Source organism: Desulfosporosinus lacus DSM 15449 (assembly GCF_900129935.1).
Lineage (GTDB): Bacteria > Bacillota > Desulfitobacteriia > Desulfitobacteriales > Desulfitobacteriaceae > Desulfosporosinus > Desulfosporosinus lacus.
Window position 1 is genome coordinate 79759 of the sequence record NZ_FQXJ01000008.1, and the last position, 13656, is coordinate 93414.

13 protein-coding genes are annotated in these 13656 nt (G+C 40.5%); 12 read left to right on the forward strand and 1 reads right to left on the reverse strand.

Going from position 1 to position 13656, the window contains the following annotated elements; genetic code table 11:
• The first annotated feature begins 84 nt into the window (after window positions 1-84).
• The 10 genes from BUB11_RS12515 (at window position 85) to BUB11_RS12560 (ending at window position 10238) form a co-directional block, all read left to right on the forward strand.
• Window positions 85-543 (forward strand): helix-turn-helix transcriptional regulator, encoded by a 459-nt coding sequence (locus tag BUB11_RS12515; RefSeq protein ID WP_073030102.1) that lies wholly within the window; start codon window positions 85-87, stop codon window positions 541-543.
• Window positions 544-549: 6 nt separating this feature from the next.
• Entirely contained in the window at window positions 550-1530 is a 981-nt protein-coding gene (locus BUB11_RS12520) for a UbiA family prenyltransferase (protein ID WP_073030103.1), read from the forward strand.
• A 156-nt stretch (window positions 1531-1686) separates the two neighbouring features.
• Window positions 1687-2892 carry an NADH:flavin oxidoreductase gene (locus tag BUB11_RS12525; RefSeq protein WP_073030104.1) on the forward strand — a complete coding sequence of 402 codons (1206 nt, stop codon included), beginning with the start codon at window positions 1687-1689 and terminating at the stop codon, window positions 2890-2892.
• Between the two features lie 58 nt (window positions 2893-2950).
• Window positions 2951-3205 carry an acyl carrier protein gene (locus BUB11_RS12530; RefSeq protein WP_073030105.1) on the forward strand — a complete coding sequence of 85 codons (255 nt, stop codon included), beginning with the start codon at window positions 2951-2953 and terminating at the stop codon, window positions 3203-3205.
• A 49-nt stretch (window positions 3206-3254) separates the two neighbouring features.
• Entirely contained in the window at window positions 3255-4430 is a 1176-nt protein-coding gene (locus BUB11_RS12535) for an aminotransferase class I/II-fold pyridoxal phosphate-dependent enzyme (RefSeq protein WP_073030106.1), read from the forward strand.
• A complete protein-coding gene (locus BUB11_RS12540) occupies window positions 4427-5392 on the forward strand; it encodes a diacylglycerol/lipid kinase family protein (RefSeq protein ID WP_073030107.1) in 966 nt (321 codons plus the stop codon). Before BUB11_RS12535 ends, BUB11_RS12540 begins: the two co-directional genes overlap by 4 nt.
• A gap of 20 nt (window positions 5393-5412) precedes the next feature.
• Window positions 5413-6420 (forward strand): thiamine-phosphate kinase, encoded by a 1008-nt coding sequence (locus tag BUB11_RS12545; RefSeq protein WP_073030108.1) that lies wholly within the window; start codon window positions 5413-5415, stop codon window positions 6418-6420.
• Window positions 6421-6544: 124 nt separating this feature from the next.
• Window positions 6545-7885, forward strand: coding sequence for a beta-ketoacyl-[acyl-carrier-protein] synthase family protein (locus tag BUB11_RS12550; protein WP_073030109.1), 1341 nt, complete (start codon window positions 6545-6547; stop codon window positions 7883-7885).
• Complete coding sequence (locus BUB11_RS12555; protein WP_073030110.1) at window positions 7878-8915, forward strand: NAD-dependent epimerase/dehydratase family protein; 1038 nt, start codon at window positions 7878-7880, stop codon at window positions 8913-8915. Before BUB11_RS12550 ends, BUB11_RS12555 begins: the two co-directional genes overlap by 8 nt.
• Window positions 8916-8945: 30 nt before the next feature.
• Entirely contained in the window at window positions 8946-10238 is a 1293-nt protein-coding gene (locus BUB11_RS12560; RefSeq protein ID WP_073030111.1) for a radical SAM/SPASM domain-containing protein, read from the forward strand.
• Between the two features lie 84 nt (window positions 10239-10322).
• Here the strand turns inward: BUB11_RS12560 and BUB11_RS12565 are convergent, their stop codons facing one another.
• Window positions 10323-11585: a hypothetical protein gene (locus BUB11_RS12565; RefSeq protein ID WP_073030112.1), complete on the reverse strand. Its 1263-nt coding sequence runs from the start codon at window positions 11583-11585 to the stop codon at window positions 10323-10325.
• Window positions 11586-11981: 396 nt separating this feature from the next.
• Between BUB11_RS12565 and BUB11_RS12570 the strand changes: the two genes are divergently transcribed.
• Together BUB11_RS12570 and BUB11_RS12575 are read left to right on the forward strand one after the other, a co-directional pair.
• A complete protein-coding gene (locus BUB11_RS12570) occupies window positions 11982-12809 on the forward strand; it encodes a lipid II flippase Amj family protein (protein ID WP_427846310.1) in 828 nt (275 codons plus the stop codon).
• 113 nt (window positions 12810-12922) lie between these two features.
• The gene (locus BUB11_RS12575) at window positions 12923-13426 is read left to right on the forward strand and encodes a class I SAM-dependent methyltransferase (protein ID WP_242947537.1); all 504 of its coding nucleotides are present in this window, start codon (window positions 12923-12925) and stop codon (window positions 13424-13426) included.
• The last annotated feature ends 230 nt before the right edge of the window (window positions 13427-13656 follow it).

Consider the following 13656-nt stretch of genomic DNA (forward strand, 5'->3'; position numbering starts at 1 on the left):
TTATTATTTTTTCTTTCTCATCTAGATTTGGATTTCAAAACACGATAAAATAGTGTAAAATTACACTGAAAGGGTGTATTTTCAATGACGAGAATAGAATTTATTAATAAAGTCTCAGTGAAACTAAAGTTAATCCGCCTTGAAAGGGATTATACCCAGGATAAGATGGCCGATATAATAGGTATATCCAAAAAGACCTTAGTTCAGATTGAGAAAGGTCGGTCCCTCCTGGGGTGGTCTGGTGCAGTGGCCTTATGTACAATTTTTAGAGACAGTGAAGTCCTGGAGATGACCTTTGGAGGAGATCCTCAAGATATTATCCTTTCGTTAGCCTTTACTGATTATGAAAGTAACGAAAAAACCATGGGCGGGAAAATATGGTGGACTGATATAGAGGGGGAGGATCAATTTAGAATCCAACAGAATATTATCTCCAGACATTACAGGATTCTCGATGGTCTAGACCGAAGGATTTGCTCTTCCTTTGATGATGCCTATATTCGAAAAAGATTTCGAGAGCTCTTGAAGAAAGCGGAGGTTTAATATAAAGTGTTGAATTTTATTAGGGCTTATATTAAATCAATGAGGCTATACTACGCATTTGTAACAGGGATTGCAGGTTGGATAGGCATGGCCTTTTATGAATACATCGCCAAATCTTCATTTCAGACCGTAGAGATAGTTCCAGTGACTGAAAAGAAAGCCCTTGTGTTGGTCGTGCTTTTTCTCAGCTGGGGCATAAACCAGATTATTAACGACTACTTAGGTTTGAAAGAAGATCGTGTGAATGCACCCCATCGCCCCATGGTTAATGGTCAACTGAATCCGCAAAAAGCGCTGATCTTAACAGGGATACTGCTGATTAGCTCTTTACTGACTACATATATCTATCTGGAACCAATTGCCCTTTTTCCTGCAATCATAGGAATTTTATTAAATATTGTCTACGAATACGCTAAAGCCCATGGGATTTTTGGGAACATTGTCTTTGGTCTGATGATTTCTACCTGCACCGCCTATGGGTTTCTGGCAGCCGGTCCGACAAACTCTCCTTATTTTACAGATAGTCGTGTTTCAGTACTAATTCTAGTGGCTGTCATGAACGGATTAATGACCTTTTATACTTATTTTAAAGATTACGAAGGGGATAAGGCTGCAGGCAAACGGACAATAATCGTGCGCTTAGGGGTTGACAAGTCCAGATATCTGGCTGCTATTTCTGCTCTGCTTCCTGCAGGAATCTTTTTACTCCTCTATATGAATAATTTTATCGAAGCTAGGGTTAACAATATGTTTCTGATTCTAGCTGGATTAACATTTTTTCTGGAATTGTGGACGGGATATCTATATTTTAAGAATCCTCAAGGAGAGAGAACCTATTACTCACTGGTGGCTAATTTCCGGGCTTGCATCTGCGGTCAGGCAACTCTTATTGCGTTATTCAATACCGAACTGGCTATGCTCCTATTTTTAGTATCCTATATGTTTGTAGGCTTCTTATTTGACCTGCACACAGATCCTAAATCCTAGGATGCTCAAGCCGATGTTTCGCCGAAGCCCACTTCTTTAAGAGTGTTTCGAAGCTAAGAGTACTTATACTCCCACTGAAGTAGCGCATAGAAATGCAGCTCATTGAAGTAGCAATCCTGAAATGATAAAAGGTTGCGAAGCAAATGGAGGTTTTAAATGAAACTGTTCGAACCAGCGAGAATTGGGCCCTGCAGTTTAAAAAACAGGATCATACGGTCGGCAACTTTCGAAGGAATGTGTGATTTCCATGGCTATCCCCTACAAGCATATGAACATCTATATAAACAGTTGGCTTCAGGCGGCGTGGGCGGGATCATTACAGGGTTTGCTTATATTTCTCCTGAAGGAAAAGCAATGCAACCAGGCCAGGCCGGAATTGACTGTGAGGGAATGATTAAGTACTTTTGGCCTGTTACAAAGGGAGTTCATGAATACGGTTGTAAGATTTTTATGCAACTGGCTCACACCGGCAGGCAGACCAGGAAAAAAGAAACTAGTCAAGATGTCTGGGGGGTATCCAATAAAAGGTCTTTATACTTTGGAGAAACTCCTCGGGAATTAAGCACAGAACAAGTATATTTACTGGTTAAGCAATTTGGAGAAGCAGCTGGCTACGCCAAAGCTGCTGGATTCGACGGAGTACAAATCCACGCGGCCCATGGCTACCTGATCCACCAGTTTATATTGCCCTCGATTAATAATAGAGCTGATGAGTTTGGAATTTGTAATAATAGTAAGATAGGCACAAGATTCCTAGGGCTGGTTCTTGAAGAAATCAGAAATAAGTGCGGTGAAGATTTTGCTCTATTGATTAAGGTAAGCGGCAGCGATGATTATTTTACTAAGTTTACGACCGAGCAGTTTGCCAGCCTCATAGGCTTCCTAGATGAACAAAAAGTGGATGGTATAGAGATTAGTTATGGGACAATGGATAATGCGCTAAATATCTTTCGCGGAGATATCCCTCTTAAAGTGATCCTAAAGCACAACCCTGTCTTTAAAAGCAGTGACAATAATAATAGTATCCGTAGATTACTTTATAATGGCCTTATTTACTGCCTGATGAGGGTAAAACTTAAGCCCTTTACGTCGGCTTATAATCTTGAGTATGCTAAAATTGCCAAAGCATTGACAGACATTCCTATTATTAGTGTTGGCGGTTTTCGAAAGGGAGCAGATATGCGGCACTGCCTGGAGAATGGCTTTGCAGATTTCATCAGTTTGTGCAGGCCGTTAATTTGTGAACCGGATTTGGTTGATAAACTCCAGCGAGATGAGAGTTATACTTCCAAATGCGTCAATTGCAATATTTGTGCTGTCATGTGTGATTCAGATCAGCCAACAAGGTGTTATAAGAGATAATTTTATACTGTAACTATCAGATTTAGGTTTTAGTTTAGGGAAGGAAGGGAGATTTGAGATGAAAATGGAAGACAGGATTATTATGACTATCCAAAGCGTTTTAGATAAACGTCCCGTAATCACTTTAGACAGTCATTTGCTAGAAGATCTAAGGGTAGATTCTTTAGACAAACTGATGATTCTTTCGGCTTTGGAGGATGAATTTGCCATAACTATTTCCGAAGACGATTTTGCTGATGTGGTTACCATTAAGGATATTGTAATGAAACTTAAAGGTAGAGGGTTTTTCGCCGGGGGTACCGCTCCCATTTGAAGTGGAAGTTTCACGATTTGGATCAAGAATTCGTTCATAAGGAGGAAACATGGATCTGAGAGATTTTTACAGCAGGTTAAGTGTGGATGAGAGCCTTGCCGAAGTCATGGGGTATAACCCTTATTACCAGAAGATAGACTCGGGTCTGAATGCTAGAATTTTGGTAAACGGACATGAAATGATTGACCTGGCTTCGAATAACTATTTGGGCCTGGCTGCTGACAATAGGGTGAAGCAGGCTGCGATGGAAGCCATTAAAAAATATGGAGTTTCCCTTTGCGGTACTCCCATCGCGACTGGATATATCGATTTATTCCAACGACTGGAGAAAAAGTTGTCGCACTTTGTTGGGCTGGAAGAGACCATTATTTTACCTTCGTGTTACCAAGCTAACAATGGGCTATTTAACTGTATTGCCGGTCCCAAGGACCTGATTATCGTCGATCGGTTAGTTCATTCGTCTTTGATTGAAGGAATTAAATCCACAGGAAGTAAAATCAGACCCTTTCTGCATAATAATTTAGAGCACTTAGAAGGGATCTTGCAGCGATCAATTGGTTATAGGCAGGTCTTCGTTGTGACAGAGTCTGTTTTTTCCACAGAGGGCAGTATTGCCCCCTTTAAAGAGATCGTTCAGCTGTGTGAAAAATACGAGGCCATGCCAATAATCGATGATTCACATGGTATAGGGGTGTTGGGGAAATCAGGTCGAGGTATACTTGAAGAACAGAGGATAGCAGGGTACAGAGGGATTTATACCGCCTCCTTGGGAAAAGCAATTGCAAATTCCGGTGGAATGATCAGTGGGGAAAAAAAGCTGATAAACTATCTCAAATACTATTGCTCCCACCTGGTTTACTCTACAGCCCTTACCCCGGCAGTCCTGGCAGGTATTAGTGAAGTTCTGGATATTATTCATTCTGAGTTCAGCGAAATTAAGGAAAAGCTGATTAACAAGCAACGACAAATTTATAAAGCTCTTCTTGAAGGCGGATTTAAGGTAGTATCCAGTGAGGCACCCATCAATTCTATTCAAACCGGGAGTAAAGAAGCGACATTTATTCTTAACCGAAAGCTGTATGAAAAGGGGATTCTCTCCACACCCTTCATTGAACCTGCTGTTCCTATCAATGAAGGACGAGTTAGGTTGATTGCCAGTGTAAGCCTTTCCCAAGATACTGTAGATGAAGCCGTCGCGATCATCAAAAGAATAGGCCATTCATGAGATATTTGTTCATATTAAACCCGGGTTCCAAGGGTGGGAAAAGTAAAGTAAAGTTTGAAGAGATTTTTGATTTTCTACATAATAATCAGGTGAAGTTTGACTATAAGTTGACCAAGACCCTTGAAGATGCATACACCTTTTCTATAGAAGGAAATAAAAATGGCTATGATGTCATTGTCGCCGTGGGAGGAGACGGAACGATTAACAGGGTAATCAATGGGTTTTATGATTCTATGGGCAAAAGAATTTCTAATTCTAAGTTGGCAGTTATTCATACTGGCACCAGTCCGGATTTTTGCAAGAGTTACGATTTGCCGCAGGAAATCGATCAAGCTCTTAGCGCGGTTCTTAAGGGGAAGAGTATTAAGATACCGATAGGTAAGATTTCTTATGTTGGTGAGTATGACAAGAGGTTGGATGATTGTCCCCTTGGCATGACTCATGGAAATCTGCAAACCGGTTATTTTGCCTGCTGTGCTAATATCGGAATCGGAGCCTCGGTGGCTAGGGGAGCAAATAGTGGGATCAGAGACTCAATCGGGGATTTTGCAGGGACGTTGGTAACCCTGATCAAGACTTTGTTTAGTTATCGGCCTGTCAACTATGCGCTCTGTATTGACGGGAAAAACCTAGTCTATAAGAAGGTTTACAATATATTTGTGGGAAAAACCACCTATATAGCTTCGGGGATTAAGGTGAAAAACAAGCTAACTTTAAGAGAGCATCAATTTTATGCCCTAACCATTAAAAACATTGGTTATGTTAATTGGCTCAGCGTATTGAGAAAGTTGTACCGTGCAAAGGAGTTTGCAAATAACAACACAATGTTCTTGCAATATGCTCGGAAAATCGAAGTATACGGAAGCAACAGAAATAATGAATTGGAGTTTGACGGTGATCCAAGAGGATTTTTGCCTTGCGTGATTGAGCCAGCTCAGGACCCTTTAGACGTAATAAGATAAAATATGTAAGAAGGTTGATGATGAATAGAGAACAAGAAATAATCGAAGTAATTAATAGACATATGCCCAGGAGTACCAGCCAAGTTAATAATCTCTTTGAATCAGACTCGGAAATCCTTGCTTTTCATGGTAAGAGTCTTCTTTATAATATCGACGAATTTTCTGAAGAGGATTTGTTGAGAGAAGATGACCCTTATATGCTGGGTTGGAATATGGCAACAGGCAGTATTAGTGACATTCTGGCTTCAGGGGGCAGCCCAAAGTTCTATGCCCATAGCATGGTTATCCGAGACTCTTGGACGAAGGACTATGTTGAAAAACTATCTCTTGGAGTTGCCCAGGTCCTGAAGAAAGTGGGGGCAACCTTTATCGGTGGAGATTTTGGAATCTCTAATACCTGGAGATATACCGGTTCGGTCATAGGGGATCTGGAGGGACAGGCCATGTTAAGGAGTGGGGCCAAGGTTGGGGACGGGATTTTTCTTACCGGGCCAATTGGCAGAGGGAATGTGGAAGCTGCGCTCAAACTGTATGAGCAAAACTTATTAGTCAAACATTTAGCGGGGCGATGGAAAAATTCCTTCCGCTTGAGAAGCAAAGAGGCCGAGGTCATTAAGCGCTACAGCCGTTGTTGTATTGATACTAGCGATGGGGTTTTTAATGCTTTAGGCTCAATTTCTGAGATGAGTGGAACAGGTTTTGTCGTTGGCAGCCTGCCCTATGTAAAGAGCGGATTATTATTGGCAAAAACTCTTAACCTTCCTAAAGAAATGCTCTTTTTGGGAGAATGCGGAGAGTATGAATTACTCTTTACCCTTGGTAAAGAAGTTGAAGAGGATTTTTTAGAAGAAGTACGGAAGAAGAAGCTGACCTTTTATAAAATCGGAGAAGTAAAAGACCAGGGTATTAAATCACTCTGGAAAAAGGAACGAGAGATCAATTTAAGGACTTACGCTTTGCGAGCGAGGGACTATAAGGATACTAAAGACTATTTGCGGAACGTTGTAAAGTTCCTTACTAGACCCTAATTTTCGCTTTAGGGCATACCTGAGGATGAAAATAAGCTTACAATGCCTTTGATTCGGTAAATAAAACTTGCACTCGAACCAAGTACATCGAACCACGTACTTCGATTTTTGGGAGGCGGCTTAAGTGAAACGAAGAGTTGTTGTTACAGGGATTGGTCCGGCCACAGCCATAGGGATTGGCAAAAAGGATTTCTCAGCAGGCATATTCGGTCTGAAAACATGCCTGGCAGAGATCCCCAATAGCTATGAACAAAACTATACGTTTAAATCTCGTTACTTCGTACCTAAACCAAAATTCTCTCTCACCGATTTAGGATTCCATAAATCGGTGGAAGGGATGATGGAAGAGGTCTCCAGACTTTCGGTATTATGTACTATGCTTGCTTTGCAGGATGCTGGGTTTAAGATAAGCAACGGAGATAAATATATGCAAGTTGAGGGTCTGCAAAACTGTGGCACCATTATGGGTATTGGAATGAGCAGCCTGCAGACAGCCTTCGATTCTTATACTGCTCATATCGCCGATTCGAGGGTGTCGGCATCTGAGCCTCGCTCAACTTTAGAGTCTACTCTTAACTCTGAACCTAACCCAAGTCTGAATACGAACTCAAACCCGAATAAACCCAGATTCAATAGAATGGTTATTCCCATGTTGATGACAAATTCCCCTGCAGCCTGGATATCCATCCTCTTCGGACTTAAAGGGTTCAGTTATACTCTCAATGCCTCCTGCGCTTCAGGAAGTTATGCTCTTGGTGAGGCTTACAGAACTATTTCTGATGGCAGATGTGATATGAGTCTAACGGGCGGTGTTGAGGCCTTGGCTGAAAGGAACGGGGCAATAATGAGGGGCTTTGATATGCTTTCCACGCTCACGAAGGCAGAGGATGGGAGGCCCCAACCTTTCTCTCACCAAAGAAGTGGATTTTTATTTAACGAAGGGGCAGGCTGTGTTCTCGTCTTAGAGGAGCTAGAACGAGCTCTAAGCAGGGGGGCGGAAATTTATGCTGAGGTTGTTGGATATGAAGCGGGTAGTGACAACTATAACATTGTCCAAATGGATCCAAGTGGGGATAATATCGCCAGTCTTTTTGAAAAGATTTGCCGAGGGATCAAAGTTGACTATCTGAATGCTCATGGAACAGCGACTCCAACAAATGACGACATAGAAAGCAGAGTGATTCAAAGAATCTTTGGGGATAAAAGCACCCAGCCATTTATTAATTCTACCAAAGGAATCTTAGGGCACAGCATCGGGGCCAGTGGAGCTTTGGAGGCGGCGGTAACAGCTCTATCTATTAAAGAATCCAGAATCCATGGTAATTTGACCTTTGAACCTATGGGGAATTTAAATCTCCCCATGGAGACACTTAAGACTCCCATTGAATATGCACTGTCCGCTTCCTACGGCTTTGGAGGACATAATGCCTTAATTCTTTTCAAGAGGTACCTGGAAGATGAATAAGAATGGAGTCATAATCACGGGAGCGACAGGATTTATTGGCAGTCACCTTACTAGGGAGTTTTGTAATAATCAGGTCAGAGTTGGTTGTCTGATCCGAAATGACAGCAACCTGACTAACCTTGAGGGGCTGTCCGTAGAGTTGAAGACTGGGGATATCAGGAATGTTGAGGAATTGACACGAGCTTTCAGCGGCTATGATTGGGTTATTCATAATGCAGCTAAAGTAGCTGACTGGGGGGATTATGAGGAATTTTATCAGACAAATGCAGTAGGTACAGTCAATGTCTTAACCGCCTGTGTTCGCGCAGGGATAAAAAACGTCCTCATGACAGGGTCCAATTCCGTTTATGGAGAAGAAAACTGCTTTATCATCAAGGATGAACAATCTCCATATAATGCCCATTACCAGTACTTTGGAGATAGTCTTTTTCCTTGCAAGTTAAATTACTATCGTGATACCAAAACCCTGGCTAAGAAAGAGGCCTTAGCCTTTGCCGCAAGTCATGATCTGAACCTGACTATTCTAGAGCCTGTTTGGGTTTATGGAGAGAGGGAATTCAACACAGGTTTTTACGAATACCTAAAAACAGCCAAAGAAGGAATTCCCTTTGTCCCAGGAGCAAAGCAGAACAAATTTCATGTCATCTATGCCGGAGACTTAGCTAGAGCTTATTACTTGGCTTATACAAAAGAGCTGACTGGCATACACTGTATTCTAGTCGGCAATGAACATCCTGAAAACATGGACAAGATTTATGAGTTGTTCTGTTCTGAGGCGGGGCTCAAAAAGCCTAGAAATCTTCCCAAGGGGTTGATCTACCCTCTTGCTTTCCTCATGGAACTTCTATTCAGTCTATTCAAATCTTCCAGGCCTCCGCTCTTAACCAGAGGAAGAGTGAATATGTTCTACGACAATATTGAGTTTTCCGTGGAAAAGGCCAGACAAATCCTAGGTTTTAGAAACTCTATAAGTCTAGAGGAAGGGGTCAAAAGAACGGTTTCATGGTATAAACAGCAAGAGCTGATTTAATAAGTCAGTCTTGAGATGGGGGGATAACCTGTGATAACAGTTAGCAATGTTACAGGTCTGGAAAAAATAATCTTTAATCTGAAATTAAAAATGAGCATTTTTTTTTACTTTCTCCCAGCGCTCTGGAAAGGGGAACTTTCCCTTAAAAGGTTTTTTGCTTTAATGAAAAGGCTTCTGCTTTTTGTATCTAGGATGAGACATAATAAATTTGTAAAAATAGGGGATAAGACTCGCTTAGGCTTGTATATCCCCGGTTTTCCATCTCCAGCTTTTTACACTGCCTGCCAGAAATTCAGTCAATTTAAAGAAAGAATGCCCTGTACCACGGTTTTGTTATCGATTACATCCTCATGTCCTTATCATTGCAAGCACTGTTATCAAAAGCTTGACAGGGGCAAAGATGTTGATATCGAAACTCTGATCGGGATCGTCAGGAGGTTGCAGGAGATGGGGATTGCCTTCTTCAATATCGAAGGAGGAGAACCCTTCTTTGCTTATGGACGGCTAAAGAGGATTTGCTCAGCTATTGATTCCAGATCGGAAATCTGGATAAATTCTACGGGAGCCGGTATGACAGACGAGAGGCTTGGGGAACTTAAAGAACTAAATGTGACCGCAGTCATGTTTTCTCTGCACAGCCCCGATGCAGACTCTTTCAATGGCTTTTTAGGTAAGGAATCTGCTTGGAATACTATGGAGGCAGGGGTTAAGATGTGCCAGGATGCGGATTTGGCGGTTGCCTTTAACACATGCCTGATGCGAGATGATTTTTACAATGGTACTTTTGAACAAATCATGGAGGTCGCCAAGGACTTTAAGGCTTGTCTGATCCAAATTATAAAGCCCAAACCTGCGGGAGGGTGGCTAGAGAAAGAAGACCTCGAATTTACTCCCCAGGACATTGAATTTATCAAAGCTAAGGTAAACCGATACAATTTACAAGAAGAGTTTGCAGAATATCCAGCCATATCGGCTCAGATAATAGAAGAAGATGAGTCTGTTTTTGGCTGTACTGCCGGAGGAACAGACAGATTCTATATCAATGCCAAGGGAGACCTGCAACCCTGTGAATTTCTGAATATTTCCTTTGGTAATATCATGATAGATAGATTTGAAGATATCTATCAAAAAATGCGTAATTGTTTCCCTTGGGGTGGGGAGTGTTATTTGTGCGAAAATTGCTCGCAAGAGATTCATAGGCTTTATCAAGAGAATAGCTTGAATTCCCTTCCCCTGACCCCGGAGCTTTCGGAGCAGATCTATAGTTCTTGGGAGCGGGGGCGGCGAACGGATTTATATGATAGGTTGGAGAGGGTGAAGTAAGGCAGGAAAGAAAAGGGTTGGAAATATTGGTAAAAATGACTTTTAAGGATAGACTTGAAGAAAGGTTTGACGATATCCTGTTTTTTAAGCAATATTTAAATCTAATTTTCTAACACCGAGAGCATGATTTTCCCAAAGTAAGTTCATTACAATCTCTGCCTGTGTTTCTTTACACTCAATGATTAGCACAACCTCTGTAGCCTTTAATTTATTTTCTCTATTAGTGTATTTCTTAGTGGTTATCAACTTGATGATGAGGCCTAAACCAAGGCCAACGAACAAACCGATAATTCCCCATAGAACCGGTCCCCATGTCAGAATAAAGCCGTAGACACTTCCAAAGAGACAAAATAAAGTGGCGAAGACAAATGGTAAATCTAACAAACTAAAACCATCTGAAGAGTGTATAGTATCAAATAGTTTTCTGTCTTCCCCTCTTTTATCCATTGATACTCCTAGAATATTTTCTTTTGCAATTCCTTTCATTTGGATTGCCGTAATCGCCAATTCCAGATAATTTGAATGATCAAATGTTGAGACAACATACATACGTTCACCGCTTTCATTCGCTTTTTTAAAGGGCATATTGAAATTATGATGTTGATAATTCTTTTTCAAAAACTTAGATTGTTCCCAGTCAAACAGGTTATTATGTGCTACCGTGCTAATGTAGGCGCCATAGATTGAAAAAAGGTAGATACTGGGGAGATTTAAAAACCACTGTGGGTTAATAATGGATTTAGCGTAGTCAAACTGTCCCAGTAAAGTATAATGGATACCGGGAAGCAATTTGGCCATCTGGGCAATGAATATAAACATGACTATGACAAAGAAAGCAGCCGGGATCCGATGTATTAAGAGTTGTCCAAGCCCTGGCATCAGTGCCGACCATATGGCTGCATTCCATGGAGTTCTTTTATCTAAATAATTAATTTCTATTGAGTCTATGTTAAATACTCTTATTTCAGCATCTTCTCTGGCTGCTAAGATATATTGATGATTGAGGTCGACTGTAGATCGATAGGAATCCCAAATGGAGAAAATAAGGGTCGGTAAATATAGCAGTACCCAATTTATATTGAGAACGTCCTTCGCCATTTGGAATTCGCCGGTAAAGGAATATAGAATTGCAAGGTTAATATGTGCATTAAAGTTTACATATAGTTCCCAAACAAACAAAAGATATCCTCTTAGGTATTTGTCTAACATAAAATGGCCTATGCCTGGGAAAGCAAGAGACGCAAAAGCGACCATGAAAGGATTTCTTAAATATAATTGCGTTGTACCAAGTATACCGACATATGCCTTGTAACGTCTGACCGGCGAATTTAATTTTGGTCTATCCATTCTAACCTCCAAAAAGACATACAATAATATTAGTATGTCCTGATTTTTAATGAATGACCCAGTCAGTGAAGGTTAACTGATCCGTTCTGTTTAAGTAGACTTTCAAGAGGATGTTCAGGCATAAGGAAGGATTTTAATGTTAGGTTTTTAAAAGTGTAGGAAAAAACAACTAGAACGTCAAGTTATTGAAGCTTGACCTTCTAGTTGTTTTTGAAGTTAATTTCTTAACGATAATGAACTGGACAAACTGAATAGAATTGTCAGAGAGACTGACATGAAAATAGAACCCATAGTCGAGGTGATGTTTAAGTTAAGACAGGTGTTGGAGTTAGAGAGATATTAGTATAATATTATGGGTGTCAAAGAGTCGCTAGAAGTTCTAGTTTACTGAGTAAGATGAAACCGTCAGGTTGGAGAAAGGATGGTGGGGTAGTGGAAAGAACGTTGGTTATATTGATTATACTAACCTCTATTATTCACCTGGTGGATACCCTGGCCTATTCGGTAAGGTTGAACTCTGTTAAGAGTGGGCAAGTTGCGTTATCCTTTTCTCTATTTAATCTCATCGCACTTGTGTCGCGTACTGCAAATACCTTTCTGGCCCCATTAATTGCAGGTATCATTGCCTTAAGTATTAAACTAGGATTAGATCCAATAATGGATATGCGTAAAGTAATTCTTGCTGCAACATTCGGAACTCTTGCGGGGGTGATTTTAATTCCATCATTCCTAAGGATTTTTGAGAAAGCTGTAAACCGCCTGGAAGTAACGGGGTCTGTCCCTTCCCTTGTAGTTGAAGCCTTACAGATAAACAATATTAAACGGATCGTAAAAAATGTCACTAAACCCTCCAAGACAATGCTGGAAAAATTAAGGTATCGAGAAATTCCCAAGCGATTGATTATTTTAAATATTTTAGTCACAGGAATATATACAATCGGGGTTCTTTCAGCAAGTTATGCGGCAACATTGGTTTCGGGGGAAGATAGACTTGAGGTTATTGCGTCATCGGGGATGATTAATGGGATTGCGGCACTTTTACTAACGCTTCTCATTGATCCAAAAGCAGCCATGATTACTGATCAAGCCTTAAGAGGGAAGCGACCTTATGGTGATGTCAAGGCCCTAGTAGTGCTGCTTATTTCTTCAAAGGTTGTTGGTACTTTGTTAGGACAGGTACTGTTTTTACCCGCAGCTCGTGTAATTGCTTATTTTTACAGCTAATCTACTTAATCAGGGGGTCTCAAGACAACCTATTCCAGAGTAGCTCGTACTAACGAATACCCAAAAAGGTTTATAAAGTGTTATATTAGCAAAAAAAGTGAAGAAGGTGCTCTATGGATTTTGAACGCAGTGATGTAAAGGAAAAATTTGATGAAAACTCCGGTCAGTACGATGGACAAAGGAAAAAACTCATCCCTTGCTTTGATGATTTCTATTCAATAGCAATTTCTCTTGCCGAAGCTAATAATAACCCTAATATATTAGACATTGGTGCCGGAACCGGTTTATTATCTTTTCTAATCTTGGAGAAGTTTCCAAACGCTAATCTAACCTTGATAGATATATCTGAGAAAATGTTAGGAGTAGCTAAAGTTAGGTTTAAGGGTAACCATAATGTTACTTACATAAATGATGATTATACCAACTATAAATTCAATGAAAAATATGATGTTATAATTTCCTCACTTTCAATTCACCATTTAACAGGGGACGAGAAGAAACAGTTATATCGCAATATTTATTCGTGCTTAAATGAAAAAGGTGTTTTTATCAATGCAGACCAGGTGTTAGGGGAAACTCCCTTTATTGAATCCTTGTACAAAAAAGATTGGAAATAAAGTTGAGAACAGCGGATTATCAAAAGAAGAAATCCTTTCGGCTTATGAGCGGGTAAAATTAGATAAAATGTCTACATTAGATGACCAGATAAACTGGTTGAAGGGTATTGGTTTCACAGATGTGGATTGTGTTTACAAATATTTTAATTTCGTAGTTCTATATGGAAGAAAATAGTCTTTATTAAGATCGGAGAGGCACATGGTTGTCTTTGAGACTTAAGTAGAACAGA